General features: G+C 58.1%; 22 protein-coding genes. 10 read left to right on the forward strand and 12 right to left on the reverse strand.

What is annotated here, in order from left to right; all coding sequences use genetic code 11:
* The first annotated feature begins 4 nt into the window (after nt 1–4).
* From FE795_RS04765 to FE795_RS04775, 3 genes are all read left to right on the forward strand, one after another.
* Nucleotides 5–1,459: an ABC transporter permease gene (locus tag FE795_RS04765; RefSeq protein WP_003802579.1), complete on the forward strand. Its 1,455-nt coding sequence runs from the start codon at nt 5–7 to the stop codon at nt 1,457–1,459.
* Nucleotides 1,456–3,141 (forward strand): ABC transporter ATP-binding protein, encoded by a 1,686-nt coding sequence (locus FE795_RS04770; RefSeq protein WP_219235761.1) that lies wholly within the window; start codon nt 1,456–1,458, stop codon nt 3,139–3,141. The genes FE795_RS04765 and FE795_RS04770 overlap by 4 nt, the downstream gene beginning before the upstream one ends.
* 86 nt (nt 3,142–3,227) lie before the next feature.
* A complete protein-coding gene (locus FE795_RS04775) occupies nt 3,228–3,692 on the forward strand; it encodes a DUF1178 family protein (RefSeq protein WP_039943557.1) in 465 nt (154 codons plus the stop codon).
* On the opposite strand, the gene FE795_RS04780 is transcribed toward FE795_RS04775, so the two are convergent.
* Nucleotides 3,643–5,526 carry a sigma-54-dependent Fis family transcriptional regulator gene (locus FE795_RS04780; protein ID WP_219235763.1) on the reverse strand — a complete coding sequence of 628 codons (1,884 nt, stop codon included), beginning with the start codon at nt 5,524–5,526 and terminating at the stop codon, nt 3,643–3,645. The genes FE795_RS04775 and FE795_RS04780 overlap by 50 nt on opposite strands.
* 243 nt (nt 5,527–5,769) lie before the next feature.
* Here FE795_RS04780 and exaC point away from each other — a divergent pair, with 243 nt between their 5' ends.
* Nucleotides 5,770–7,296, forward strand: coding sequence for an acetaldehyde dehydrogenase ExaC (gene exaC, locus FE795_RS04785; protein ID WP_059318770.1), 1,527 nt, complete (start codon nt 5,770–5,772; stop codon nt 7,294–7,296).
* Between the two features lie 134 nt (nt 7,297–7,430).
* Nucleotides 7,431–8,579 (forward strand): iron-containing alcohol dehydrogenase, encoded by a 1,149-nt coding sequence (locus FE795_RS04790; RefSeq protein WP_003802565.1) that lies wholly within the window; start codon nt 7,431–7,433, stop codon nt 8,577–8,579.
* Between the two features lie 152 nt (nt 8,580–8,731).
* Here FE795_RS04790 and efp read toward each other — a convergent pair whose 3' ends face one another.
* From efp to prpB, 9 genes are all read right to left on the reverse strand, one after another.
* Nucleotides 8,732–9,289 carry an elongation factor P gene (efp, locus tag FE795_RS04795; RefSeq protein ID WP_003802564.1) on the reverse strand — a complete coding sequence of 186 codons (558 nt, stop codon included), beginning with the start codon at nt 9,287–9,289 and terminating at the stop codon, nt 8,732–8,734.
* A 72-nt stretch (nt 9,290–9,361) separates the two neighbouring features.
* Nucleotides 9,362–10,501, reverse strand: a complete 1,140-nt coding sequence (gene earP, locus FE795_RS04800) for an elongation factor P maturation arginine rhamnosyltransferase EarP (RefSeq protein ID WP_165477539.1) — start codon at nt 10,499–10,501, stop codon at nt 9,362–9,364.
* Nucleotide 10,502: 1 nt separating this feature from the next.
* The gene (locus tag FE795_RS04805; RefSeq protein ID WP_230406266.1) at nt 10,503–11,714 is read right to left on the reverse strand and encodes a DUF2863 family protein; all 1,212 of its coding nucleotides are present in this window, start codon (nt 11,712–11,714) and stop codon (nt 10,503–10,505) included.
* Between the two features lie 156 nt (nt 11,715–11,870).
* Complete coding sequence (gene acnB / locus FE795_RS04810) at nt 11,871–14,456, reverse strand: bifunctional aconitate hydratase 2/2-methylisocitrate dehydratase (RefSeq protein ID WP_219235766.1); 2,586 nt, start codon at nt 14,454–14,456, stop codon at nt 11,871–11,873.
* A 139-nt stretch (nt 14,457–14,595) separates the two neighbouring features.
* Nucleotides 14,596–14,871, reverse strand: a complete 276-nt coding sequence (locus tag FE795_RS04815; RefSeq protein WP_059318773.1) for a GNAT family N-acetyltransferase — start codon at nt 14,869–14,871, stop codon at nt 14,596–14,598.
* Between the two features lie 11 nt (nt 14,872–14,882).
* Nucleotides 14,883–15,077, reverse strand: a complete 195-nt coding sequence (locus tag FE795_RS17225) for a hypothetical protein (RefSeq protein WP_230406267.1) — start codon at nt 15,075–15,077, stop codon at nt 14,883–14,885.
* On the reverse strand, nt 15,068–15,283 hold the full coding sequence (locus FE795_RS17230; protein ID WP_230406268.1) for a hypothetical protein: 216 nt from the start codon (nt 15,281–15,283) through the stop codon (nt 15,068–15,070). The genes FE795_RS17225 and FE795_RS17230 overlap by 10 nt, the downstream gene beginning before the upstream one ends.
* A gap of 212 nt (nt 15,284–15,495) precedes the next feature.
* The gene (gene prpC, locus FE795_RS04825) at nt 15,496–16,659 is read right to left on the reverse strand and encodes a bifunctional 2-methylcitrate synthase/citrate synthase (RefSeq protein WP_003802550.1); all 1,164 of its coding nucleotides are present in this window, start codon (nt 16,657–16,659) and stop codon (nt 15,496–15,498) included.
* Between the two features lie 105 nt (nt 16,660–16,764).
* A complete protein-coding gene (gene prpB / locus FE795_RS04830) occupies nt 16,765–17,664 on the reverse strand; it encodes a methylisocitrate lyase (RefSeq protein WP_003802547.1) in 900 nt (299 codons plus the stop codon).
* 254 nt (nt 17,665–17,918) lie between these two features.
* Here prpB and prpR point away from each other — a divergent pair, with 254 nt between their 5' ends.
* Nucleotides 17,919–19,832, forward strand: a complete 1,914-nt coding sequence (prpR, locus tag FE795_RS04835) for a propionate catabolism operon regulatory protein PrpR (RefSeq protein WP_003802545.1) — start codon at nt 17,919–17,921, stop codon at nt 19,830–19,832.
* A 55-nt stretch (nt 19,833–19,887) separates the two neighbouring features.
* On the opposite strand, the gene FE795_RS04840 is transcribed toward prpR, so the two are convergent.
* Nucleotides 19,888–21,348: an MFS transporter gene (locus FE795_RS04840; RefSeq protein ID WP_039943522.1), complete on the reverse strand. Its 1,461-nt coding sequence runs from the start codon at nt 21,346–21,348 to the stop codon at nt 19,888–19,890.
* 101 nt (nt 21,349–21,449) lie between these two features.
* Between FE795_RS04840 and FE795_RS04845 the strand changes: the two genes are divergently transcribed.
* The gene (locus FE795_RS04845) at nt 21,450–22,274 is read left to right on the forward strand and encodes a helix-turn-helix transcriptional regulator (RefSeq protein WP_131071394.1); all 825 of its coding nucleotides are present in this window, start codon (nt 21,450–21,452) and stop codon (nt 22,272–22,274) included.
* Nucleotides 22,275–22,401: 127 nt separating this feature from the next.
* Here the strand turns inward: FE795_RS04845 and FE795_RS04850 are convergent, their stop codons facing one another.
* A complete protein-coding gene (locus FE795_RS04850) occupies nt 22,402–23,391 on the reverse strand; it encodes a malate dehydrogenase (RefSeq protein ID WP_003802540.1) in 990 nt (329 codons plus the stop codon).
* A gap of 288 nt (nt 23,392–23,679) precedes the next feature.
* Between FE795_RS04850 and FE795_RS04855 the strand changes: the two genes are divergently transcribed.
* The 3 genes from FE795_RS04855 to sdhD all read left to right on the forward strand — a co-directional run bounded on the left by FE795_RS04855 (nt 23,680) and on the right by sdhD (nt 25,349).
* Nucleotides 23,680–24,450: a GntR family transcriptional regulator gene (locus FE795_RS04855; protein ID WP_039943554.1), complete on the forward strand. Its 771-nt coding sequence runs from the start codon at nt 23,680–23,682 to the stop codon at nt 24,448–24,450.
* 102 nt (nt 24,451–24,552) lie between these two features.
* Entirely contained in the window at nt 24,553–24,966 is a 414-nt protein-coding gene (gene sdhC / locus FE795_RS04860) for a succinate dehydrogenase, cytochrome b556 subunit (RefSeq protein ID WP_003802537.1), read from the forward strand.
* Nucleotides 24,966–25,349 carry a succinate dehydrogenase, hydrophobic membrane anchor protein gene (sdhD, locus tag FE795_RS04865; RefSeq protein ID WP_003802535.1) on the forward strand — a complete coding sequence of 128 codons (384 nt, stop codon included), beginning with the start codon at nt 24,966–24,968 and terminating at the stop codon, nt 25,347–25,349. Before sdhC ends, sdhD begins: the two co-directional genes overlap by 1 nt.
* The last annotated feature ends 2 nt before the right edge of the window (nt 25,350–25,351 follow it).

Raw genomic sequence — 25,351 nt, forward strand, 5'->3', positions numbered from 1 at the left:
CGCCATGCCACAGTTCGTCTTTCTCTGGACCGATACCTTTGTGCTGGCGCTGTTCCTGGCGATGGCAGTCTATACCTGGCGAGTGTTCAAACGCCCGGCTTTGCGGTCGGCCTGGGCCAGTGTGGCCCGTACGCCCTCGGCCATGTGTGCCGCGGTTTTCCTCGTTTTTTTCCTGCTGGTGGGTTTGCTGGACTCGATTCACTATCGGCCACTGTTGCCTGCCGCCCCCGGACAGGAAGTCAGTGCACCTAGCTACGCGCCTGTCGCGCGCTCGGCGCTGGACGATATCCTTAACAAAGCCGGTTTGGCAAAGGTGGAGAAAACCTATTCCGCTCCTTTGGCTCGCTTCCAGCTGACCAAGGAGAGCATGCTGATTGACGGCAAACCCGTGCGGGATTTTCCGCGGCTGGTCAATGCTGGAGTGGGGGTGGACACGCCCGCCGAGCACCGGCGCGATATGCTGCAGCTGGGGGCAACAGGTTTGGCGTGGGGGGCGCTGGGCTGTGTGCTGCTGGCCGTTTTGTTGACCGTATGGGGGCGCAGGCAGTCCATGGCGACGGGTTGGGGCGCTGCCTGGCGTTACTGGTGGCAGGGTCAGGGACTGGTTAACTGGCGGTTGATCTGGTTCAGCGCCTGTCTGCTGGTCATCGTGCTTTGTCTGGTCTGGAGTCTGAGCACAAACTATTATGTGCTGGGCACGGACCGCACGGGTAATGACATTATCTGGCAAGCCCTGAAAAGTGTGCGCACTGCATTGGTGATTGGTACCCTGACCACCTTTGCCATGTTGCCGCCGGCCATTATTCTGGGCTTGGCGGCCGGTTACTTCCGGGGCTGGGTGGACGATGTCATTCAATATATTTACACCACCTTGACGTCCATACCGGGGGTGCTGTTGATTGCCGCCTGCGTGCTGATGATGCAGGTCTATATCGACACCCATCCCGAGAGCTTTGACACCGTGGCGGCCCGCGCGGATTTGCGTTTGTTCATGCTCTGTCTGATTCTGGGACTGACAGGCTGGGCCGGTCTTTGCCGCTTGCTGCGTGCCGAGGTGTTGAAACTGCGTGAGCTGGATTATGTTCAGGCGGCCCAGGCGTTCGGTGTCGGTCACTTTCGCATCATGTTCCGCCACCTCTTGCCCAATGTCATGCATATTGTGCTCATTACCTTGATTCTGGAGTTCTCCGGTCTGGTGCTGTATGAGGCCGTGCTGTCCTATCTGGGTATTGGCGTGGACCCCAGCATGCCGTCCTTTGGCCGCATGATTGATGCTGCCCGTAGCGAGTTGTCCCGCGATCCGATTATCTGGTGGGGTCTGGCTGGGGCCTTTGTGATGATGCTGGGGCTGGTTCTGTCCGCGAATATTTTTGCCGATGCGGTGCAAACGGCTTTTGACCCTCGGACCCGTCGTTTCAAGACGTTGCGGGTGCGCCCAGCAGGGGGAGCCAAGGCATGAGTCAGAATGAAAACCTCGCGACCGGGAAGTCTTCTGACGCTCCTGCCGTACTCAGGATTGAAGATCTGGAGCTGCGCGTGCAGTCTGATGCCGGTGTGCAAAGTGTGGTGCGCAATTTGTCGTTGGCCGTTCAGCGGGGCGAAACCTTTGCCTTGGTGGGCGAGTCGGGCTGCGGCAAGAGCATGACTGCCATGGCGATTCTGCGTCTTTTGCCAGAAGCGGCCTGGATGCAGTCCGGGCAAATTGCGCTGGACGGACTGGAGCTGCCGCTTTTGCCCGAGCAACGTATGCAGGATGTACGTGGCAAGCGCGTCAGCGTGATCTTTCAAGAGCCATCCACCAGTTTGAATCCGGTCATGTCCATTGGCCGTCAGATCAGCGAAGTCATCCGACGTCATGCAGTGGTGCCCGCCGGGCAGGAGCGGGCAAGTGCCATCAAGTGGCTGGAGCGCGTCGGCATCCCCGCTGCAGCCCAGCGTTACGACGACTTTCCGTTCCAGTTCTCCGGCGGGCAAAAACAGCGCATCATGATTGCGATTGCCCTGGCGGCAGAACCCGATTTGCTGGTGGCCGATGAGCCGACCACTGCATTGGATGTGACGGTTCAGGCGCAGATTTTGCAGCTGCTGGCGGATATACAGAAAGAGATGGGACTGGCCATCTTGCTGATCACCCACGACTTGCTGCTGGTGAAACAGTATGCCGATTATGTGGCCTTGATGCGGCATGGGCAAATTGTGGAGTCAGGCCTGGCCAGCCAGTTCTTTCTGCGCCCGACTCACCCTTACGCCCGAGAGTTGCTGGGCGCCATCCCCACATTTGAAAAGCGTGGTCGGCCCTTGTCTCGTGCGGCGGCGCCGATTGAAGCCGTCGCTACCCATAAAGGTGACAAAGAGCGGGTCCTGGACATTCAGGACCTGTCTGTGTCGTACAAACAAGCCGGTTCCTGGTGGCGACGCTCGCCTTCCATTCCTGTGGTCAAGGGCCTGAGCCTGCAACTGCACAAGGGTGAGACGCTGGCTCTGGTGGGCGAATCGGGCTGCGGCAAGAGCACTGTGGCGCGTACCTTGATGCGTTTGCTGGATCGGCAGGCCCAGATCAGTGGTCAAGTCTATCTGCAGGAGCAAGACGTCCTGCGAGTGAAAGGCAAGGCGTTGCGACAGTTGCGCTCGCGCTTGCAGATTATCTTTCAGGACCCCTATGGCTCTCTGGACCCACGCATGATGGTGGGCGATATTCTTTTGGAGGGCCTGACTGCTTTGCGTCCCAACCTGGACGCCAAGGCGCGTCGTCAACGCATTGAAACGTTAGTGGATCAGGTAGGTCTGCCCAAGAATGCCCTGGAGCGTTACGCGCATGAGTTTTCCGGCGGCCAACGCCAGCGCATCGCGATTGCGCGGGCCTTGGCGGTGGAGCCCGCAGTTCTGATTTGCGATGAACCGACCTCGGCCCTGGATGTGTCTGTGCAGGCGCAGATTCTGGACTTGATGCGAGAGTTGCAGCTGGAGCTGGGCCTGGCGTACTTGTTCATCACCCATAATTTCGGGGTCGTGGAGTATTTGGCCGACCGCATCGCTATCATGGCCAAAGGACATATTGTGGAACAGGGCAGCGCGCAGCAGGTGTTGTTCCATCCCCAGCAAGCGTTGACTCAGCGCTTATTGGCCGCTGTTCCCCGTTAAGCGATATTCTGTGCGGGATCGGTATCAATCAGTCTGCACTTCTATGTCACAATATGGCGGTCTGTCCGCCCATTGATACACACATCATGAGTTTGAAGGTTTTTGATCTTGAGTGCGAACACGGCCATGTGTTCGAGGGTTGGTTTAGCTCACGCGAAAGTTACGATGAGCAGCTCGGTCGTGGCCTGCTGTGCTGTCCCGTCTGTGACAGCCACGAGGTCAAACGTAAGCTGTCGGCTCCTCGTATCAATGTCGGGGCCCAGGAAAGCGCCAGTGCGCCGGTTCCCGCACCCTTGCCGTCGGCCATGCCCACTGAAGAGCAAATGCGGGCGATTCAGGGCCAGATCTTGCAGGAATTGCGCTCGGTAATCCGCAAGTCGGACAATGTGGGCACCCAGTTTGCGCGGGAGGCGCGCCGCATGCATGAGGGCGATATCGAGCCGCGTGCCATACGCGGTCAGGCCACGGTGCAGGAATACCAGGACTTGGCTGATGATGGCATTATTGCCATGCCGATTCCGGACTTTCTGGACGATGATCGTCTGCAGTAAAGAAGGAGGACATCGTTTTCAAACGGCGGTGCAGGGTGCTGCGATGCAGACCCAAGGCGCGTGCCGCCTTCGATATATTTCCCTGATGCTGTTTTAAGGCCTGCTGAACGGCGGCGTACTCCTGCTCTCGTAGCGTTTTTGGTGTGGGAGCCGCAGACTGGGCAGTGGCTCTGCTTCTGCTGTGGTCGGCTGTTACGGCAAATGCCGGTTCCTGGGGGGCGGGCGATTCCGCATTCAGGCACGGCAAAGCAGGCAGGTCTTGTATCCGCCAGACACGCCCCGGATAGTCTTGCACCATGATTTGCAGCAGCACCGATCGCAACTGGCGATAATTGCCCGGCCAATCGTAGTCCTGCAGCTTTTTCAAGGCATCGGGGTGCAGTTGCGGTGCCACTTGACCGTGTGACAGGGCGACCAGCTCCCTGGAAATGTAGTCGCCCAGGTCGGGACGCTCTTTCAGGCTGGGGACGGTGCAAATGTAATCCTGCAGCCGGAAATACAGGTCCGCGCGAAAACGTCCCTCGCGCACCAGTTTTTCCAGGGGTTGGTGACTGGCACTGATCAACTGGAAGTCCAAACGGTGAGTACGCTCCGATCCCAAGGCTTGCACTTCACGTTCTTGCAACACACGTAGCAAACGACTTTGCAAACCCACAGGCATATCGCCAATTTCATCCAGAAACAGCACCCCGCCATGCGCCTGACGCAGTTTACCGGCGTAGCCTTGACGGCGGGCACCGGTAAACGCCCCGGCCTCATAGCCAAATAGTTCGGCCTCAATCAGGGTTTCGGGCAGGGCAGCACAGTTGATCGCCACAAAAGGGCCGCCGCGTGAGGGATGGCGACGGTGCAGCTCACGAGCCATCCGCTCTTTACCGGAACCGCTGGGGCCGCTCAGCAGGATGGACAAACCCATTTGCATGGCTCGCAAGGCAGGCGCCAACGCCTGCTCCTGTTGCGGGGACAGGGGCTGGGTTTCCGCTGTTTCAGCCTGAGTGGGGACGGGGCGGGCTGGCGGAGCGGGTTTGGTGGTAGAGCTCAGATGCAGGGTGAGCGCCTCGCTGGTGTTTTTCGCTCGTTCCAGCACGGACTGCAGATCCTGCCCCGGCAGTTCCTGCCAGTGCTGACGCAACATACGGGCGGCAAGCTCATCAGCGGCCACAATAATGTCGTCCTCCAGAACCAGCCGTCCGCTAAACGCGCTATTGAGCAGTCCGGGGTCGGTATGCAGATGTAGCAGACGACGGGCAGGTGAGCAAAGTGACTCCAGCATCTGCCGGTTGATCTGGCGGGCGTAGAGCTGGGCCAGATCCAGCGCATAGTGATGCTCCAGCTCCGCCGGCCCGGAAATATCGAGCACGCCGATAATCTGCCCGTAAGGATCGTAGATCGGCGCAGCATGGCAACTCAAAATCCGGTTGTCAGGCAGATAGTGCTGGCTGCCGTGAATCTTGATGGGTTGTGCGCAAAACAAAGCGGTGCCAATGGCATTGGTGCCCCGATGATTTTCTGCCCAGCTGACTCCAGCCCGCAAGGCAACCTGTTCGGCCCGTCGCAGGAAGTTCGGGTCACCGGCTTGCTGCAGCACGGTGCCTTGCGCATCACACAGCAAGACCAGACTGCGGTGTGGGCGTACCAGTGCGGCCAGATCCTGTACGGCGGCGGCAGAGTGATGCAACAGGTGATGCTGCTGTTCCAGCAACTGTCGCAATGCGCCTTGGCTCATGTCCCGCGGTTCTGCGCTTAACTCGGACTGCATGGTCTGACAGCGCTCCCAGGACTGTCGCCACATGGTTTCGTTGGTCTGCGGGCAAAACGTGTGTCGAAAAGTCATGAAGGTGCTCCGAGGGGGGGTGTTGCAGTCTGCGACAGTGTTCGCGTTTTGCGACAGTCGGTGTCGCAGTCTGCGACTGGAGGTCGTTCCATTATGGAGGGGGGCAGGCCCAGGAGCGAGTCGGGACAATCGCTAATTAGCTTGGCACGCTATTTGCTTTAGTAAAAACAAGACAAAGGAGAACCTTGCCTTTTTCTACGGTGCGCCTTCGGTGACACCACACTAACTAATAAAGGAGACATCATGAATCTGTCCGATCTCAAATCCATGGGCCTGGATCTGGAATTCCCGTTCAAATCCCGCTATGACAACTACATCGGTGGCCGTTGGGTACCGCCTGTCGAGGGCGAATATTTCGATAATGTCTCGCCCGTGACCGGGCAGGTCTTTTGCCAGGTGGCCCGTTCCGGTGCGGCGGACATCGAACTGGCGCTGGATGCCGCTCACAAGGTGCGCCATCAGTGGGCGAATACGGCGCCTGCCGAGCGCTCTGCCGTTCTGCTGCGCATTGCCGACCGTATCGAGCAAAACCTGGAGCGTCTGGCGGTGGCAGAAACCATCGACAATGGCAAACCCATTCGTGAAACCCGCGCTGCTGACTTGCCCCTGGCCGTCGATCACTTCCGTTACTTTGCCGGTTGCCTGCGTGCCCAGGAAGGCAGCATCTCGGACGTGGACAGCACCACGGTCGCCTATCACTTCCACGAGCCAATCGGTGTGGTCGGGCAGATCATCCCCTGGAACTTCCCCTTGCTGATGGCGGCCTGGAAGTTGGCGCCCGCCTTGGCGGCTGGTTGTCCCATCGTGCTCAAGCCTGCCGAGCAAACACCTGCTTCCATCTTGTTGCTGATGGAAATCATCGGTGACCTTCTGCCTGCCGGCGTGCTCAACGTGGTCACCGGCTACGGTAAAGAAGCAGGCCATGCCTTGGCCAACTCCAAGCGCATCGCCAAAATCGCCTTCACCGGCTCCACACCCGTTGGCCGAGAAATCCTGCACGCTGCTGCCGATCGCCTGATTCCCGCTACGGTCGAGCTTGGCGGCAAGAGCCCCAACATCTTCTTTGAAGATGTGATGCAAAGCGATGATGCTTTCCTGGATAAGGCTCTGGAAGGCCTGAGCATGTTTGCCTTGAACCAGGGCGAGATTTGCACCTGCCCATCGCGTATTCTGATTCAGGAATCCATTTATGAGCGATTCATTGAGCGCGCTGTAGAACGCGTCAAACGCATTCAGGCAGGCAATCCGTTGCATGCTGGAACGATGGTCGGCGCCCAGGTGTCGGAGAAGCAAATGGAGCGCATCCTCGGTTACATTGATCTGGGCCGCGAAGAGGGCGCGCAACGCCTGATCGGCGGGGAACGCAATCGTTTGGGTCAGGGCCTGGACGACGGTTTTTATATCAGCCCCACCATGCTGCTGGGCAAAAACAGCATGCGTACCTTCCAGGAAGAAATCTTCGGACCGGTGGCCGCTGTGACCACCTTCAAGGACGAGGAAGAAGCCATCGCTATTGCCAATGACACCGAGTTTGGTCTGGGAGCGGGCGTCTGGAGCCGCGACGGCTCACGTGCCTATCGTGTAGGCCGTGGCATTGAGGCAGGTCGCGTGTGGACCAACTGCTATCACCTGTATCCGGCCCATGCGGCTTTTGGTGGCTACAAACAATCCGGCATTGGTCGAGAAACGCACAAGATGGCCCTCAACAACTACCAGCAAACCAAGTGCCTGCTGGTCAGCTACAGCCCGAACGCCCTGGGTTTCTTCTGATTTATTGATCTATTCGTAGTGTGTCCAAACCTCCCCCCATGCAATATGGGGGGATGCCCTTCTTGCGCGCTTTTGATGTGTCTGCACTGAAAGCGGCAAGGGATTTCTTCGATCATCCATAAGGAATACGCACAATGACCGTTTCGGAATTCTTTATCCCCTCGCACAATATTCTGGGTCCTGGTGCCCTGGATCAAGCCATGCCGATTGTCGGGAAGATGGGCTTTAAAAAGGCGCTGATTATCACTGACGCCGATCTGGCCAAGCTAGGCATGGCCAAGATGGTGGCGGACAAGCTGATTGCACAAGGTATCCATACTGCGATCTTTGATCAGGTACAGCCCAATCCTACGGTCGCTAATGTCAATGCGGGCCTGGAGGCCTTGAAGGTGCAGGGCGCTGACCTGATCGTCTCCCTGGGGGGCGGTTCTTCGCACGACTGTGCTAAAGGTGTGGCGCTGGTCGCCAGCAATGGCGGCAAGATTGCCGACTACGAAGGCGTCGATAAATCTGCCAAGCCGCAACTACCACTGCTGGCTATCAATACGACCGCCGGCACGGCGTCGGAAATGACACGCTTTACCATCATCACCGACGAAACCCGTCACGTAAAAATGGCGATCATCGACCGCCACATCACTCCCTTCCTGTCAGTGAACGACTCAGACCTGATGGAGGGCATGCCGGCATCGCTGACCGCTGCCACCGGCATGGATGCCTTGACCCACGCCGTCGAAGCCTATGTCTCCACCATCGCCACCCCGATTACGGACGCCTGCGCGGTGAAGGTGGTCGAGCTGGTTGCCAAGTATCTACCTGTTGCCGTGCGTGAACCCCATAACAAGAAAGCCCGCGAACAAATGGCGTACGCGCAGTTCCTGGCAGGGATGGCATTCAATAACGCCTCACTGGGCTATGTGCATGCCATGGCGCACCAGCTAGGCGGTTTCTACGACCTGCCGCATGGTGTCTGTAATGCCCTGTTGTTGCCGCATGTGCAGGCTTTCAATATGCAGGTGGCCGGAGAGCGCCTCAATGAAATCGGCAAGCTGCTGTCGGATAACAATGCAGATCTGAAAGGGCTGGATGTCATCGCCGCGATTAAAAAACTGGCGGATATGGTGGGGATTCCGAAGTCGTTGGAAGAGCTGGGTGTGAAGCGGGAAGATTTCCCGGTTCTGGCAGATAACGCGCTCAAGGATGTGTGTGGTGCGACTAACCCGATTCAGACGGACAAGAAGACCATTATGGGAATTTTTGAGGAGGCGTTTGGGAAGCGATAAGAGCGGGTCGTGCAGGAGTGGCCAGAGTGCTGCTTCTGCTATGGATCGGACGCCAAATCGTCTCGAGCACCCATGGTGACAGACAGGAAAAAGGGGCTGTAAAAACAGCCCCTTTTTTTGCGCGTACCGCACTGGGCGGCACGACGACTTTCTTACATCACGCGGCTGCGGTATTCGCCAGTGCGGGTGTCGATTTCGATCTTGTCACCGATGTTGCAGAACAAAGGCACGCTGATTTCGGTGCCTGTGTTGATCTTGGCGGGTTTCAGCACTTTACCGGAGGTATCGCCTTTCACGGCAGGTTCGGTGTAGGTGATTTCGCGCACGATGATGGTGGGCAGCTCAACCGAGATGGCACGACCTTCGTAGAAAACGGCCTCAACGGACATGTTTTCTTCCAGGTAGTCCAGGGCGTCGCCCATGCTTTCGGCTTCGATTTCGTACTGGTTGTACTCTTCGTCCATGAAGACGTACATGGGGTCAGCGAAGTAAGAGTACGTGCATTCGCGCTTTTCCAGCTGAACAACTTCAAATTTTTCGTCGGCTTTGTGCACGGCTTCGCTGTTCGAGCCGGTCAGCAAGTTCTTGAACTTCAGTTTGACAACGGCGGAGTTGCGACCGGATTTGTTGTATTCCGTTTTCTGAACGACCAGAGGGTCGCCATTGACCATAGCGACGTTACCAACGCGCAGTTCTTGTGCGGTTTTCATTAAAAAAACTCCGAATGGGACAGGCTCCGCCAAACGCAGTGTCAGGGAGCTTTTAAGAGGTAATCAGTTATTTTAGCGTTTTCGGGCGACTTGGGTGTAAAAACTCAGCAAACTGCTGGCCAAATCGGCTTGTTCAGCCAGTTTTGCACTATATGCGCGGGCTTCTTGGTGCCATAGACGCAACACCTCAGGCTCCAGGCAGCGGCTCAAGGCAGCGGCAGCACCGGGCTGATCTGCGCTGCTCCAGGCCAGATGCAGGGCTTGAACCGGTTCGGGTAGATTGCCGGTATCCAGCCAGGCTTGAAGCTTGTCCAGATGGGCCTGTTCTTCCTGCACGTAGGGCTGCCACAGCATGGGCTGACCGGCCCAGATGGCGCGCACCAGCGAGTCCTCGCCGCGTACGATATTCAGTGCGCTGCGCCAGAGCAAGGCATCAAAGTCGGCCTGGTTCACAGCAGGGATACGCTGTACCAGCAAGTTGCCTTGCTCCAGATCCGGGATGCGTTGGGCAACCGACTCGGGCACCAGCAGCAAGGTTTTCTGCTGTCGCGTGGATAGCACCTCGGGCAGGGCCAGCACGGGTGCATCGGGATAGCAGAACAGGAACATTTGCTGCATCTCGCCCTGGAGCAAGGCTTGAATGTGTTCCTGCGCCACGCCCAGACGGTTCAGCATGGCCTGGTAGGCGGCATCGTCTTGTTGAAAGGCATCGCGGCGGGCCAGAAGATCGCTTTCACGCAGCAGGCCCCCTGTTTGCGGGACAAATCCGGGGAAAAAGAAATACTTGTTGGCCCCGTTTGCTTGCGGGGAGGGCAGACCGTGACAGCCTTGCACCCAGGGTTCTGCGCTCAGGTAATCCAGATTGATCCATAGATGGCTGTCTGCCGTCAGTTGCCTTGTCATGGCGTCGGGCGGCTCGCAGGCAAAGGCTTCGATCACAAAGGGATGTGGCGCAGGGTAGTCCTGGCGCGCATCGTGCCAGTGTTCTATATCTACACCTTGCAGCTGCTGGCTTTGCAGACCGCTTTGGATTTCGGACTGAATGCGGCTGAAGCTGTGCAGATCATCCACCCACAGGCGCAGCTGAGCGACATCGGGGCTGGCAGCCAGCTGACGGGCCAGCCGCCAGCACACGCCTATATCCCCCAGATTGTCGATAACACGGCAAAACAGGTCTATGGATACAGGCTGAGAAACAGGAGCAGTGTTCAATTTAGTGCAGCTGTACGGGGTCCAGGTCGATTTCGTCCGGCAGTTCCGGGTGTTGCATCTCGCCATTGATATCCGGGAAGAAGGGGGCGTTGCAATCGTCGCAGGTCTCGGTGGAGTGCAGGCCGGGCAAACGCTGGATCTGGACCAGGCCCAAGGTGCTCAGCAGCGCTGCAATCACATCCGGAATATCGATGTGGTCCTCGTTGTGGAACGAGGAATCCGCCTCTTCCTGGCTTAGAACAGGCCAGATACAACCATAAATGACGGTGGGCGAGGAAAGGGTGCTAAAGCCTACCCGGTATTCTTCGACCTGTTCATCCCCGCAGGCCACGATCACCGCGCGTAAATGATCGGGCGAGAGCTTGACTGCGGTTTGCAGCCAGGTCACCCCCGCTTTGAGCGCCAAGGGGCGAATTTCCCGATCAGATTCGCGGTTATTGACGTAGTAGGCATTAGGGGCCAGAAACTGCAGCTGGCAGCCTGTAAACAAAGGAGTGACGATAGCCGAGTAACGCTCCACCCATTGCTCGACATAACGCAGATGGTCCGCGTGCAGATTGTCGCTGGCTTGTTGCCAACGAAACAGGGGCTGGCCGACCGGGGCCATGACAACGCCAATCAGAAAGCGGGCATCTGCGAGCAGGCTGCTGGCTTCTTCGGGCTTGTTCAGCGGCGGCAGTTCCTGACTGCGACCCAAGGCTTGCGCGGTCAGGCTGCGAGTCCAGGTGTAAGCCTGCTGGTACGTCTGGGGCATCTCGTCGTAGTTGACCAGATTGGGCAGCAGTGCACACAGCGTGCCTTCAGCCAGAACGGTTGCGCGCAGGGCATCTTCCAGCTCCTTGTGCTGCTGGGGCTTGAGCACGCCCTGGGGCAACTGATAACGCGTCCAGGCAGTGAGGGGGGCCGAGAACAGCAGCGCATCGTAGCGCACGCCCTCATGTTCGATTTGCTGGCATTCCGCGTGGGATTCGGCCAGTTCCATCAGAATTTCGTAATGCTGGTGTTGCTGCTGGCTGCCCAGCAGTTCCAGCGTTTGTTCCACGGCCGTATTGCGTCGTCCGCTATAGAGCTTGTCCAGCAATTGAGCGGTCAGCCCTTGCCAGTAGCGGTCTTCGATCTGCGAGCCGGAACGGACCAGCGCGTCCGTGTAAGTGAGCAGACGCTGGATTTCTTTGGGTTGTTGGGCGAGCAGTTTGGAGTTGAGTTGCGACATGGACATACAAAGCCGATAGAGGGACAGGCTAGTTTACCCTTTGCCACGACTGGGGTGTGCGAATGAGGGAAGCCCCTAGGGGGCCGGATCAAAAGGACAAACAAAAACGCCCTCACCGCATGGGCGGCGAGGGCGTTTTCAGGCAAAAGCCAGGACTTACAGACCTACGGAGTCGGCAATTTCCTTGAACTCTTCGATCTGGTCGAAGTTCATGTAGCGATAGATGTCCTTGCTATTGGCTTGCAGCACACCCATATCGGCCAGATACTCTTCGCGGGTGGGGATGCGACCCAGACGCGAGCAGATCGCCGCCAACTCAGCCGAACCCAGGAACACGTTGGTGTTCTTGCCCAGACGGTTGGGGAAGTTACGGGTGCTGGTGGACATGACGGTGGCGCCCTCACGAACCTGAGCCTGGTTACCCATGCACAGCGAGCAGCCTGGCATTTCCATACGCGCACCGGCTACACCCAGAACGCCGTAGTGGCCTTCTTCGGTCAGCTGTTGCTGGTCCATCTTGGTCGGAGGAGCGACCCACAGACGGGTTGGAATGTCGCGCTTGCCTTCCAGCAGCTTGGAGGCGGCACGGAAGTGGCCGATGTTGGTCATGCAGCTACCGATAAACACTTCGTCGATCACGGTGCCGGACACGTCGGACAGGGTTTTCACATCGTCAGGGTCGTTCGGGCAGGCCACGATAGGCTCGTGGATTTCAGCCAGGTCGATATCGATGACGGCGGCGTATTCTGCGTCTGCATCGGGTTCGAGCAGTTCTGGATTGGCCAACCAGGCTTCCATGGCCTTGATGCGACGCGAGATGGTGCGCTCGTCTTCGTAGCCATTGGCAATCATCCACTTGAGCAGCGTGATGTTGCTGTTCAGGTATTCGATGATGGGTTCCTTGTTCAGACGCACGGTACATGCGGCGGCAGAACGCTCAGCCGAAGCGTCGGACAGCTCGAAAGCCTGTTCGATCTTCAGGTTGGGCAGGCCTTCGATTTCCAGGATGCGGCCGGAGAAGATGTTCTTCTTGCCGGCTTTTTCCACGGTCAGCAAACCTTGCTTGATGGCGTACAGAGGAATGGCGTTAACCAGGTCACGCAGCGTGACGCCGGGCTGCATTTCGCCCTTGAAGCGCACCAGAACGGATTCTGGCATGTCCAGAGGCATCACACCGGTAGCAGCAGCAAAGGCCACCAAACCGGAACCGGCCGGGAAGCTGATGCCAATCGGGAAACGGGTGTGCGAGTCGCCACCGGTACCGACGGTATCGGGCAACAACATGCGGTTCAGCCAGGAGTGGATGATACCGTCGCCTGGGCGCAGGGAAACACCGCCGCGTGTGCTGATGAAAGCAGGCAGCTCGTGGTGAGTCTTGACGTCAACAGGTTTGGGGTAAGCGGCGGTGTGGCAGAAGGACTGCATCACCAGATCGGACGAGAAGCCCAGGCAAGCCAGGTCTTTGAGTTCGTCGCGCGTCATTGGGCCAGTGGTGTCCTGGCTACCAACGGTGGTCATGCGTGGTTCGCAGTACGTACCGGGACGCACGCCTTGGCCTTCGGGCAGACCGCAAGCACGGCCAACCATCTTCTGGGCCAGGGAGAAGCCTTTGCCGGAATCGGCAGGGCTTTGTGGCAGGCGGAACAGGGTGGTCGGAGGCAGGCCCAGTGCTTCGCGAGCACGGGTGGTCAGGCCACGGCCGATAATCAGTGGGATACGGCCGCCGGCGCGCACTTCGTCAAACAGCACGTCGGACTTGACCTGGAACTCAGCGATCAGCTCGCCGTTCTTGAAGGCCTTGCCTTCGTAGGGGCGCAGTTCGATAACGTCGCCCATTTCCATTTTGGACACGTCCAGTTCGATTGGCAACGCGCCGGCATCTTCCATGGTGTTGTAGAAGATGGGGGCAATTTTGCTGCCCAGGCACACGCCACCGAAACGCTTGTTGGGAACGAAGGGGATGTCTTGGCCGGTGAACCACAGCACGGAGTTGGTGGCCGACTTGCGCGAAGAACCGGTACCCACCACGTCACCCACGTAGGCAACCAGATGGCCTTTTTCTTTCAGGGATTCGATGAAGCTGACAGGACCTTTCTTGCCGGGCTCTTCGGGTTCGATACCGGGGCGCGGATTTTTCAGCATGGCCAGCGCGTGCAGCGGAATGTCCGGGCGGCTCCAGGCGTCGGGGGCGGGCGACAGATCGTCCGTGTTGGTCTCGCCAGTGACCTTGAAAACGGTAACGGTCAGGCTTTCGGGAACTTCAGGACGGCTGGTGAACCATTCGCCGTCAGCCCAGCTTTGCAGGACTTCCTTGGCAAATACATTGCCTTTCTCGGCTTTTTCCTGGACGTCATGGAACGAGTCGAACATCAACAGGGTGTTTTTCAGGCCGTTGGCGGCAATCTGGCCCAGCTCGGGGCTGTCCAGCAATTCGATCAGCGGGCTGATGTTGTAGCCACCCAGCATGGTTCCCAGCAGCTCTGTAGCGCGCTCGCGGCTGATCAAAGCACAGGTTTCTGTGCCCAGCGCGATGGCGGCCAGGTAGGAGGCCTTCACTTTGGTCGCATCGTCCACACCGGCGGGGACGCGGTGCGTCAGCAGGTCGACCAGAAATGCTTCCTCACCGGCAGGTGGGTTCTTGATGAGCTCGATCAGCTCGGCGGTCTGCTGAGCCGACAAAGGCAGCGGGGGAATGCCCAGAGCAGCGCGCTCGGCAACATGTTCGCGGTAAGAGTCCAGCATAGTGCGGGTGCCTATCGGTAAATGGTTGATATGAAAATGCAATAAATCGCGTCTCGCCTCAATTGTAATTTGAAGCGCGCAGTGAAGCAATGGTCTTATATCTTATATAAGACTTACTGAAAGCTGAACGTTCTGGGGTTCAGGCCAGCAGATCGGCGTATTCGGGGTGACGGCGCATATAGACCACCGCGTAACTGCATACGGGCCGCACTTTCCACTGTTGGTTTTTTGCCGTTTCCAGTGCAAAGCGAGTCAGTTGCCCGGCAATGCCACGGCCTTCCAGCTCGGGTGGCACACGCGTGTGGGTGATGCTCATGACTGCATCGGCCAGTTCGTATTCGATGACGCTGCGGCGGTTTTCAATGTCGCAGTAAAACAGACGTGCTTGTGGGTCGTGATGGATGGTGGCCGTCATGGCAGGCTCCCTCAGGTAGGGTTGGAGTGCAGGGCGATCAGAACCCAAACGGCCAGCATGCAGATCATGCCCAGAAAGCAGCCGCCCCACAGTCCCATCAGGGGCCATTTGATGCCCATGGGAACATCGTCGGGTTGTACGTGCTGGAGCAGGCGATTGGCATTGCCAAACAGCGAGCCTTGGCGTTTGGGGAAATTCAGGCGCAAAAAATAATCCAGCAGCACACCGGCTTTGAGGGCAGCGTCAGCTTTTCCCAGGGGTACTGATCCAGATAAGGGTGACGCAACACCTGATGGCTGCGACGCAGATTGAAAAGAAGCAAATAAGCGCCGGAAACCAGGCTGGTCAGGGCACAGGCAATCATCAGGGTGCCGGCCAGTGGCAAGGCATAGCGTACAAAATCAGAGAGCATTGAAGTTACCAGCAAGACGGCCCCGCCTGCGTGATGCAGCGGGGCCGAGAGTGAAGAACCCCGGCCAGAGGGCCGGAGCATCTCCGTCACTATATGGAGGCGCCCCTGGCGCCATTTCCACCTTGCCTCGCTCGGGCTCACCGGAAACGGTGAGGCTTGCGCGTTGGCTTGTGGTCAAGATCACAGGCGAATAATAGCCCAGGATCTATGACTTATGGGCGCTCATCCAGGGGTACGAAGCGCTGATTCTCAGGGCCAATGTAGTTGGCGGTAGGACGGATGATCTTGTTGTCCACGCGCTGCTCGATGATGTGAGCGGCCCAGCCTGCGGTACGCGCAATCACAAACAAGGGCGTGAACATGGCGGTGGGCACGCCCATGGTGTGGTAAGACACGGCCGAGAACCAGTCCAGGTTGGGGAACATTTTTTTCACTTCCCACATCACGCTTTCCAGACGCTCGGCAATTTCATACATGCGAGTGTTGCCATCGGCCTGGGCCAGCTCCTTGGCCACCGATTTGATAACTTCATTGCGGGGGTCAGAAATGGTGTAGACGGGGTGGCCAAAGCCAATAATGACTTCCTTGTTCTCCACGCGCTTGCGGATGTCTTCTTCGGCCTGGTCGGCCGTCTCGTAGCGCTTCTGGATTTCAAAAGCCACTTCGTTGGCACCGCCGTGCTTGGGGCCGCGCAGGGCGCCAATGGCGCCGGAGATCGCGGAATAAAAGTCCGAGCCTGTACCGGCAATGACGCGGCTCGTGAAAGTGGAGGCGTTGAATTCGTGTTCGGCGTACAGGTTCAGCGACACGTGCATGGCTTTTTCCCACTCGGCCGAAGGCTTTTCGCCATGCAGCAGGTGCAGGAAGTGCGCGCCGATGCTGTCATCGTCGGTCTGCACGTCGATCATCTCGCCATTGTGGCTGTAGTGATACCAGTACAGCAGGGCAGAGCCCAGGCAGGCCAGCAGGCGGTCCGCGATGTCGCGGGCGTCGGGCAGGTTGTGGTCGTCCTTTTCAGGCAGCACACAACCCAGCACCGATACGGCCGTGCGCATCACGTCCATGGGGTGGCTGTGGGCGGGCAGGGTTTCCAGTGCGCTTTGCAGGGCCAGGGGCAGGCCGCGCAGACGCTTGAGTTTTTGCTTGTAGGCGCGCAATTCATTGCGGTTAGGCAGCTTGCCGTGAATCAGCAAGTAAGCCACTTCCTCAAATTCGCAAGCCTGGGCCAGGTCCAGGATGTCGTAGCCGCGGTAGTGCAGGTCATTGCCGCTGCGACCGACCGTGCACAAGGCGGTATTACCTGCGACAACGCCAGACAAGGCAACAGATTTCTTGGGCTTGAAGCCAGTGCTAGGGGTGTTCTCGGTACTGCTCATAAAGGTCTCCTGGTTGCTGGGCAGCCCGCGCGAGGCTGGCTGCCAAATGGGGTTTTGACCCGCGCGAGGCCCGGTTTGGCGGGGCTGGCGGGAGCCTGTGATGGCTCAGGACTTCTTGTTTTTCTGGAACAGCTTGTCGAGGCTTTGCTCGTAAGCATGGTAGCCGATACGATCGTACAGTTCCTCGCGAGTCTGCATCAAATCGATGACATTTTTTTGATGCCCGTCACGGCGGATCGCCTGATAGACGGTTTCGGCTGCTTTGTTCATGGCGCGGAATGCGGACAGTGGATAGAGAACCATGGCTACATTGACCGAGGCCAGTTCCTGCACGGTAAACAGTGGGGTTTGTCCAAATTCTGTGATATTGGCCAACACGGGCACATTCAGGGTGTCGGTAAAACGCCGATAGGTGTCCAGATCGTAGCAGGCCTCGGCAAAAATGCCGTCAGCACCAGCCTCCACGCAGGCCTGGGCGCGCTCCAGGGCGGCATCCACGCCCTCCACCGCAATCGCGTCCGTGCGGGCCATGATGAAAAAATCCGGGTCGGTGCGAGCATCCACAGCGGCTTTCACGCGGTCAGCCATTTCCTCCGTGCTGACAATTTCCTTGCCGGGGCGGTGACCGCAACGCTTGGCACCTACCTGATCCTCAATGTGGCAGGCAGCCGCGCCAAACTTGATCAGGCTTTTGATGGTGCGAGCGATGTTGAAGGCCGAGGCGCCAAAGCCGGTGTCAATGTCCACCATCAGGGGCAGATCGCACACATCGGTAATACGACGAATGTCGGTCAGGACATCGTCCAGGGTATTGATACCCAGGTCAGGCAGACCCAGGGACCCGGCAGCCACACCGCCGCCCGACAGATAAATGGCACGGTAATTGGCTCGTTGTGCCAACAAGGCGTGATTGGCGTTGATGGCGCCAATGATTTGCAAAGGCTGCTCGTCGCGCAGGGCCTGGCGGAAACGGGCGCCTGCCGATGTCAGTGGGTTTTGGCTCATTTGGGGCTCCAGATCACAAGATAAAAAAATGTCGTCAGCGTGATGCTGCGATGGGTTGATTTCAATAAAGCAAATGCTGTGCCAGGTTCAGGTATGGGGGCGAGGAAACGCCTGAAGCCAGACTAGGCGGGGATTTCTGCCATGGTTTGCACGCGTCAGTTCTTTTCGTGAATACTGCCTTTCACTGTTTTGTGTTTCAATGTTGAAACGTAATTTGAAACAATGTCGCATTGTTGATGCCTGGATGAAACCACATGCCTTATCCGTCTTCCCTTCCTGCTCGTCTGCGTCTGGTGGCGTTCGGTTTGCACGGACTGCGGTCTCTCTTGGAGGAGCTGGTGCCGCAGTTCCGCGCCCAGGCTGAAATTCTGATCGTGGACAAGGCTTATGGCGAGGCCGTGGAAACCGTGCAGGTTTTGCGACAAACAGGTGAAATCGACGTTCTGGTGTCCGCCGGTTCCAACGGCAGTTATTTGCGTGAGCATCTGGACCTGCCCGTGGTGCTGGTACATCCCGGTGGTTTCGACATTATGGGCAGTCTGGCCTCGGCACAGGCCGAGCGCAAAGCCGTGGTGACCTATGGCGAAATACCGCTTGAGTTGATGGAGTTTGTGCAGCGTTTTGATCTGCCCGTGGAGCTACGCAGCTATCGCAGCGAGGCCGATGCACGTAGCTGTGTTCAGGATTTGAAAGAGCTGGGTGTGGAGTGGGTGCTGGCACCCGGGCTGGTCGTGGATCTGGCGCGTGAGAACCAGATGGAAGGCGTGCTCCTGTATTCACAAGGAGCAGTGCGACAGGCTTTGGAGTCCGCTATCGAACTAGCCCGTGTTGCTCGCGCTGAAGCGGCTCGTCGGGATCGCTTGAATACGATTTTGGCGCAGTTGCGTGACGGTGTGGTGTCAGTCGATAGGGATGAGCGTATTGAAACCGTGAACCCGGCCATGGAAGCCTGGTTGGGTCAGCCTGCTCAGGCCATGATCGGGCGCCGCCTGGGGGCCTTGTATCCCGAGCTGGATCTGGCCGGCACACTGCGCAGTGTGGAAGTAGAGCTTGATACGGTGCAGCAGGTGGGAGGGCGCACGGCGATTGTGACCCGTATGCCGATTCTCGAGCAGGGGCGCCTGAGTGGGGCTGTGTTGATTTGTCAGGACCCGGCAGCCATTCAGCGGCTGGATCGCAGTTTGCGCTCACGTAGCCAGCAGACCGCGTCGCGGCATGCCCGTTATCAACTGGCCGACTTGATAGGGCAGAGTTCGGCCATGCGCACATTACGTGCTCAGGCCCAGGCTTGTGCACAAAGCACGGCCACGACCTTGATCATTGGCGAAAGCGGGACGGGCAAGGAGCTGCTGGCTCAGGGCATTCACAGCGCCAGCGCCCGGCGTGGTCAACCGTTTGTGGCAGTCAACTGTGCCGCTTTTCCCGACAGCCTGCTGGAGAGCGAGCTGTTCGGTTATGTGGAAGGGGCATTTACGGGCTCGAGCCGGGGCGGCAAAGTGGGCCTGGTGGAAGCGGCTCATACCGGTACCTTGTTTCTGGATGAGATCGGGGAAATGCCTTTGCCTTTGCAAACTCGCTTGTTGCGTGTGTTGCAGGAGAAGGAAGTCTTGCGTATCGGGGCGATTGAGCCCACGCCGGTCGATGTGCGTGTGATTGCCGCGACGCATCGCGATTTGGCGGCGCAGGTGAAAGAAGGAGTGTTCCGCCAGGATTTGTTTTATCGCCTGAATATTCTGGTGCTGCGCTTGCCGCCTTTGCGGCTGCGCACCGACGATCTGCCGGAGCTGGTGGAGCATCTTTTGGGGAAAGTAGCCCAGCGTTTAGGCGGCGCGCTTACGTTGCAGCCAACGTGGCTGACGCAATTGTTGAAGCGGGGCCCTGATTACGCCTGGCCCGGTAATATCCGTGAGCTGGAAAACTTGATTGAGCGGCTGATGGTGCTTGGCTCTGTCCAGGGGGAGCAGGCGGTACAGCTGGAGGAAATCGCTCCGGAATTGCAGGCGACCGCCACAGAGAAGGCGGTGCCCGCGCTGCGTGAGCGGCAAGAGCGCAATGAACAGGAGCATGTGGCCCAGGTGCTGCAAGCATGCGGCGGTAATCGTGCTCTGGCTGCCCAGCAACTGGGGATCAGTCGCAGCACCTTGTGGCGTAAATTGCGCAAGAAGTGAGGCAGTGGCTGCCCGCCTGCTCAAGCCAGCCCGTGGGGGAAGGGGCTGTTGGTGGTCAGGGCTGCTCCTGATATTGAGCGAGTTTGCTCAACGCCATCAGTAATAGGCAGACCAGGATGCAGGCCAGCAGGTTATAGCTCATGCCTGCTACAAAGGCCGCCACATATTGTTCGGTCTGGGAGGAGGCAAGACCACCTGCGTTTCGGCCCGCAGTAAAGAGCAGGCCAACCACGGCCACCCCTAGCGCTGCCCCAACTTGCTGGATGCTGGAAATCACCCCGGATGCCATGCCTGCCTGAGCCGCTTTGACAAAACCCAGAACCAGATTCAGCAAAGGAGTCATGATCAGGCCTTGGCTGGCGCCCAGAAAAATCAGGACGGGAATCAGGTGAGCGGGTTCCATCCGGGCTCCTGTCCAGGCGACCTGAGCGATCAGCCAGGCAAAGGACAGCGTATAGCCAAGGGCGCCGGCTGTAATCGCACGGGTGCCATAACGGGCGACCAGGCGTGGTGCACCCAGAGACGCAGCCACAAAGCCTGCGCTGGCGGGCGCGAAAATACTGCCCGCCTGAAACGGACTCAGACCCAGGCCGCTTTGCAACAAAAGGGCAAAGCAGAGAAAGAACGAGCTGGCCGTGGAATACACCAGCAGGACCAGTAAAGCGCCTAAGGCAAAGCGTGGCTGGGCCAGCAGTTGCATATCCACCAGGGGCGACTGCCCCGCCTGTCGGCGTTTTTCCTGCTGTTTGTAGAAAGCCAGAAGCAAAAGTCCGGAGGCCGCCAGGGCGGCCAGGCTGGATGGGGGCCAGCCGTGCTCTGAGCTTTGGATAAGGGGGGTCAGCAGCAGGCTCAGGGCAAGACTGATGAGAACCACGCCCGTGCTGTCCAGCCCCTGGCCCTGGGGCGCACGGGTTTCGGGAATGTAGCGAGCCGCCCCAATCGCCAGCAGACCCACAGGCAGGTTGATCAGAAAGATGCTGCGCCAGCCCAGATCAAACAGGTTGAAATGAACCAGCCATCCTCCCAGCACCTGTCCCGCAATCGCGGCCAGACCCAATGTCATTCCCAACAGACCAAAGGCGCGACGGCTGTTATCACCGTCAAAGTTGACCCGGATGGACGCGTAGACCTGGGGAAAAAGTAGAGCAGCGGCCAGACCCTGCAGCACCCTGGCCAGGATCAGCAAGAAAGCGCTGGGTGCCAGCCCGCATAGTGCCGAGGCTAATGTGAAACCGGCCATGCCAATCTGAAAGAGCCTGCGCCGACCCCATAAATCGCCCAGCCGCCCGCCAGTGATCAGCAGCACCCCAAAGGCCAGTTCATAGCCCGCCACAATAAAACCGATCTGACTAAAGCTTGCTCCCAGCCTGCTTTGCATGTCCGGGATAGCCACATTGACCACGAACAGATCAAAAATGGTTACAAAACCAGCTAGAAGTAAAACGGACAAGCCTAGCCAGGGCGGTGTGTCGGGCGTCGGCGGGGGTGGGGTTTGGCAATAAGAGTTCGAGTTCATGATGCTTGTCTGAATGGAAAACCCGTGTATTCTTGAACTCTTTTTAAACAATTACAATTTAACTGTTTATGCTATTACTTAAAGCAATGGGGTGCTGATTGATGAGGACGCTGGAGCGAACACGCCCGGAGCTGTCTGCCTTTTTGCGCGCATGCCGTGAACGTCTTTTGCCGGAGGAGGTGGGCTTGCCCAGTGGCGGACGGCGCCGCACTCCGGGCTTGCGGCGCGAGGAGGTGGCGGCTTTGGCGGGAGTGGGGCTGACCTGGTACACCTGGTTGGAGCAAGGGCGTGATATTGGCGTATCGGCCAGCTTTCTGGACAATTTGGCCCGTGTTCTGAAACTGGATGCGGCCGAACGCAGACACTTGTTCTTGCTGGCGCATGAGCGCCTGCCTGCCGAGCCAGGAATTACCTGGTGTGTCTTGCCGCCCTTGGTGCGACGCTTGATGCACGACTTGCCGCATCCGGCTTTTGTCTTGAATTTACGCTGGGATGTTCTGGGCTTTAATGCCTTGGCGGATGATCTGCTGGGCTTGGGGGCGTATCCAGATGGGCAGCGCAATCTTCTGTGGCAGATGTTTACGAATCCCGCTTTGCACACCCGCTTTGTCCCTTGGGAATCGCAGGCGCTGGAGATGTTGACCAGTTTTCGTCGCGACTTTGCTCGGGCCACAGACGGAACGGATATTCATGAACTGGCCAATGAGCTCAAACGCGTATCACCGGAGTTCAAGCAGTGGTGGGAGCAACATGATGTGCATTCACCTTGCGGCGCGTTACGCACCGTGCTTGTAGATGGGGAGTTGCGCGAGTTTGAGCAGACCTCGCTCATCATTGATGAGAGTCGTCATTTGCGTATGGTGGTGTATGTGCCGTCTGTGCGGGAAGATTCAGACGACGGGAGCGGCCAGCCTAGGGTTGGATAGGCTTGTGCCGTGTTCCAGCGCACTGGTTCCAGGCGCGAAGTATCGAGCAGCAGGCATCAGTGATAAGGCGACAGGCAAAAAAAATCCCCGCCGATACGGGCGGGGATTGCAGACACTGGCGGTTTAATTAACCCAGCAGGTCTTTCACACCGTCACGTTCTTCCAGCAGTTCGTTCAAGGTGTGGTCCATGCGCTCACGCGAGAAGGCGTCAATTTCCAGGCCTTCCACACGTTTGTACTCGCCGTTTTCGGTGGTGACGGGCACGCCGTAAACGATGCCTTCAGGAATGCCGTAGGAGCCGTCCGAAGGAACGCCCATGGTGACCCATTTGCCGTTCGAGCCCAATACCCAGTCACGCACGTGGTCGATGGCGGCATTGGCAGCCGAAGCCGCCGAGGACAGACCACGGGCTTCGATGATGGCGGCGCCACGTTTGCCCACGGTGGGGATGAAGGTGTCGCGGTTCCAGGCCTGATCGTTGATGATGGCGTCGATCTTCTCACCGTTCACCGTCGCGAAACGGGTGTCAGGGTACATCGTGGGCGAGTGGTTGCCCCAGACGATCAGGTTCTCGATGTCAGCAACGGGCTTGCCGGACTTGGCGGCCAGTTGCGACAGGGCGCGGTTGTGGTCCAGGCGCAGCATGGCGGTGAAGTTCTTGGCTGGCAGATCAGGAGCCGATTTCATGGCGATGTAGGCGTTGGTGTTGGCAGGGTTGCCCACCACCAGAACCTTGACGTCACGGCTGGCAACTTTGTTCAGGGCGCGACCTTGTGCGGTGAAGATCTGGGCATTGAAGGCCAGCAGGTCTTTACGCTCCATGCCGGGGCCACGTGGACGGGCGCCGACCAGCAGGGCGATATCAACATCTTTGAATGCGCTTTCAGGGTCGCTGTGGGCGGACATGCCTTGCAGCAGGGGGAACGCGCAGTCGTCCAGTTCCATCATGACGCCCTTCAGGGCCTTTTGGGCTTTCTCGTCGGGTAGCTCCAGCAACTGCAGGATCACAGGCTGGTCTTTGCCCAGCATTTCGCCAGAAGCGATGCGAAACAGCAGGGCGTAGCCAATCTGGCCAGCAGCGCCGGTAACGGCGACGCGCATTGCGGGTTTGGACATGAGAGTATGACTCCGTTTTTGGGTTTGAAGACGGTGACGAAAAACACAGTTTAAATCTTTTGCGAGCCGGCGGCCGGCTTGGGAAACGGTTTTTCGCAAGAGGAATAGTCTCTTTTTTCACTGCGCAGACTAGACCAAAACGATAAGGACGTCAAACGTCTTATATCTTATATAAGACATAAGAGCGTTAGACATTCGAGGCCGGTCATGCGAAAATTAGCGCACTGTCTATTTTATGAACAAATGCGTGTTCCCCGCTGTATTTATCGCGCATTTTTTATGAGCCCCATGTCTGAGAACGTGCCGCCGCTACGCACCCAGGAAATCGAAAAATCCGCTCCTAGCGCGGCCTATAGCCCTCTGTATCAACAGATTAAGGCTTTGCTGCTGCAGGGGCTGGATCGTGGCGAGTGGAAGCCTGGCGAGGCCATTCCCAGTGAGCTGGAACTGGCCGCACGTTTTCAGGTCAGCCAGGGGACGGTGCGCAAGGCTATCGATGAGCTGGCCGCCGACAATCTTCTGATCCGTCGTCAAGGGAAAGGCACGTTTGTAGCCACCCACCACGAGGCGCGGGTGCGTTTTCGGTTTTTGCGTCTGGCCCCCGATGACGGCAAGCCGGTCGCCTCACAAAGTCGAATCATCGATGTTCGTCGCATGAAGGCTCCCACGGATGTCGCGGTGCTGCTCGATTTGCGCACGTCCGACATGGTGGTGAACTTGCGCCGGGTCCTCTCCTTTGATCAGGTTCCCACCATTTATGACGATATCTGGTTGCCCGGCTCGGTGTTCAAGGGCCTGACCCTGGACGCCGTCGAGCAGAACAAGGGCCCGATGTATGCCTGGTTCGAGAGCAAGTTTGGCGTGAGCATGGTGCGTGCCGATGAAAAGATTGGCGCGGTCAGCGCCACCGAAGAGGCTGCCTCGGTTCTGCAGGTGGCCGCCGGCTCCCCGCTTTTGTATGTAGAGCGTGTGTCCTACACCTATGGTGACCGACCGATGGAGTTGCGCCGGGGTTTATACCTGACTGAGCGCTTCCATTACCGAAACACACTCAGCTAGTACGGCGGCATACGGTATTTGATACTGCATCGTCGTGTCAAATAGGTGAAAATACCAAGGTTAAAAATTTTATGACTTTTTTTTATCTACTTCGAGGCCATCATGTCTGATACCGCACCCAAGCAGCGTCCGCAGTATCGCAATATCAGCGTGCCGCAGATATTGAGCTACCGCTTGCCCCTGGCCGCAAAATCGTCGATTTTGCATCGTGTCAGCGGCGCATTGCTGTTTCTTTGCCTGCCGCTCGTTCTATTGCCACTGTTCTCTTTGAGCGTGAGCTCTCCAGAGTCCTTCGAGACCATGCGCAGCTATGTCGACAACCCTGTCTGTAAGCTGATTCTTCTGGTGCTGATCTGGGGCTATCTGCACCACTTCTGTGCCGGCATCCGCTATCTGGCACTGGACCTGCACCTGGGTAATGACAAAGAGTCCGCCAAGAAATCGGCCGGCATGGTGTTTGGGGTCAGCCTGGCGCTGACTGTTGTGTTTGGTTTGAAACTGTTTGGGGTGTGGTAATGGCTAATCGTGAGCGCATTGGCGCAAACCGCCTGGTAGTGGGTGCCCACTACGGTACCTTGGACTTTCTGGCACAGCGGGTGACTGCAGTCATCATGGCCATCTACACCTTGGTCATCATTGGCGGCATCCTGTTTAGCAGCGAACTGAATTTCGAGACCTGGCGCGGCCTGTTCTCGTTCACGGTCGGCTCCCTGCCTCTGGGTCAGTTGCTGGCAACCCTGTTTTTCCTGTCGTTGTCCTGGCACGCCTGGATCGGTGTGCGTGACATCTGGATGGACTACGTCAAGCCCGCTGGCCTGCGCTTGTTCCTGCAAGTGTTGACCTTGCTGTGGCTGGTGGCCAGTGTCGTCTTTTTTGCAAAAATTATCTGGAGTCTCTAAAC

The organism is Alcaligenes ammonioxydans (assembly GCF_019343455.1).
Lineage (GTDB): Bacteria > Pseudomonadota > Gammaproteobacteria > Burkholderiales > Burkholderiaceae_B > Alcaligenes > Alcaligenes ammonioxydans.

Bases quoted from the DNA above. Each gene is read 5' to 3' on its own strand.
- FE795_RS17230 (WP_230406268.1), bottom strand. From the start codon at position 15,283: ATGCTCTCTGATTTTGTACGCTATGCCTTGCCACTGGCCGGCACCCTG.
- FE795_RS04855 (WP_039943554.1), top strand. From the start codon at position 23,680: ATGTCTGAGAACGTGCCGCCGCTACGCACCCAGGAAATCGAAAAATCC.
- sdhC (WP_003802537.1), top strand. From the start codon at position 24,553: ATGTCTGATACCGCACCCAAGCAGCGTCCGCAGTATCGCAATATCAGC.
- sdhD (WP_003802535.1), top strand. From the start codon at position 24,966: ATGGCTAATCGTGAGCGCATTGGCGCAAACCGCCTGGTAGTGGGTGCC.
- acnB (WP_219235766.1), bottom strand. From the start codon at position 14,456: ATGCTGGACTCTTACCGCGAACATGTTGCCGAGCGCGCTGCTCTGGGC.
- FE795_RS04770 (WP_219235761.1), top strand. From the start codon at position 1,456: ATGAGTCAGAATGAAAACCTCGCGACCGGGAAGTCTTCTGACGCTCCT.
- FE795_RS04790 (WP_003802565.1), top strand. From the start codon at position 7,431: ATGACCGTTTCGGAATTCTTTATCCCCTCGCACAATATTCTGGGTCCT.
- exaC (WP_059318770.1), top strand. From the start codon at position 5,770: ATGAATCTGTCCGATCTCAAATCCATGGGCCTGGATCTGGAATTCCCG.
- FE795_RS04845 (WP_131071394.1), top strand. From the start codon at position 21,450: ATGAGGACGCTGGAGCGAACACGCCCGGAGCTGTCTGCCTTTTTGCGC.
- prpC (WP_003802550.1), bottom strand. From the start codon at position 16,659: ATGAGCAGTACCGAGAACACCCCTAGCACTGGCTTCAAGCCCAAGAAA.
- prpB (WP_003802547.1), bottom strand. From the start codon at position 17,664: ATGAGCCAAAACCCACTGACATCGGCAGGCGCCCGTTTCCGCCAGGCC.
- FE795_RS04765 (WP_003802579.1), top strand. From the start codon at position 5: ATGCCACAGTTCGTCTTTCTCTGGACCGATACCTTTGTGCTGGCGCTG.
- FE795_RS04850 (WP_003802540.1), bottom strand. From the start codon at position 23,391: ATGTCCAAACCCGCAATGCGCGTCGCCGTTACCGGCGCTGCTGGCCAG.
- FE795_RS04815 (WP_059318773.1), bottom strand. From the start codon at position 14,871: ATGACGGCCACCATCCATCACGACCCACAAGCACGTCTGTTTTACTGC.
- FE795_RS04775 (WP_039943557.1), top strand. From the start codon at position 3,228: ATGAGTTTGAAGGTTTTTGATCTTGAGTGCGAACACGGCCATGTGTTC.
- FE795_RS04805 (WP_230406266.1), bottom strand. From the start codon at position 11,714: ATGTCGCAACTCAACTCCAAACTGCTCGCCCAACAACCCAAAGAAATC.
- FE795_RS04840 (WP_039943522.1), bottom strand. From the start codon at position 21,348: ATGAACTCGAACTCTTATTGCCAAACCCCACCCCCGCCGACGCCCGAC.
- efp (WP_003802564.1), bottom strand. From the start codon at position 9,289: ATGAAAACCGCACAAGAACTGCGCGTTGGTAACGTCGCTATGGTCAAT.
- prpR (WP_003802545.1), top strand. From the start codon at position 17,919: ATGCCTTATCCGTCTTCCCTTCCTGCTCGTCTGCGTCTGGTGGCGTTC.
- FE795_RS04780 (WP_219235763.1), bottom strand. From the start codon at position 5,526: ATGACTTTTCGACACACGTTTTGCCCGCAGACCAACGAAACCATGTGG.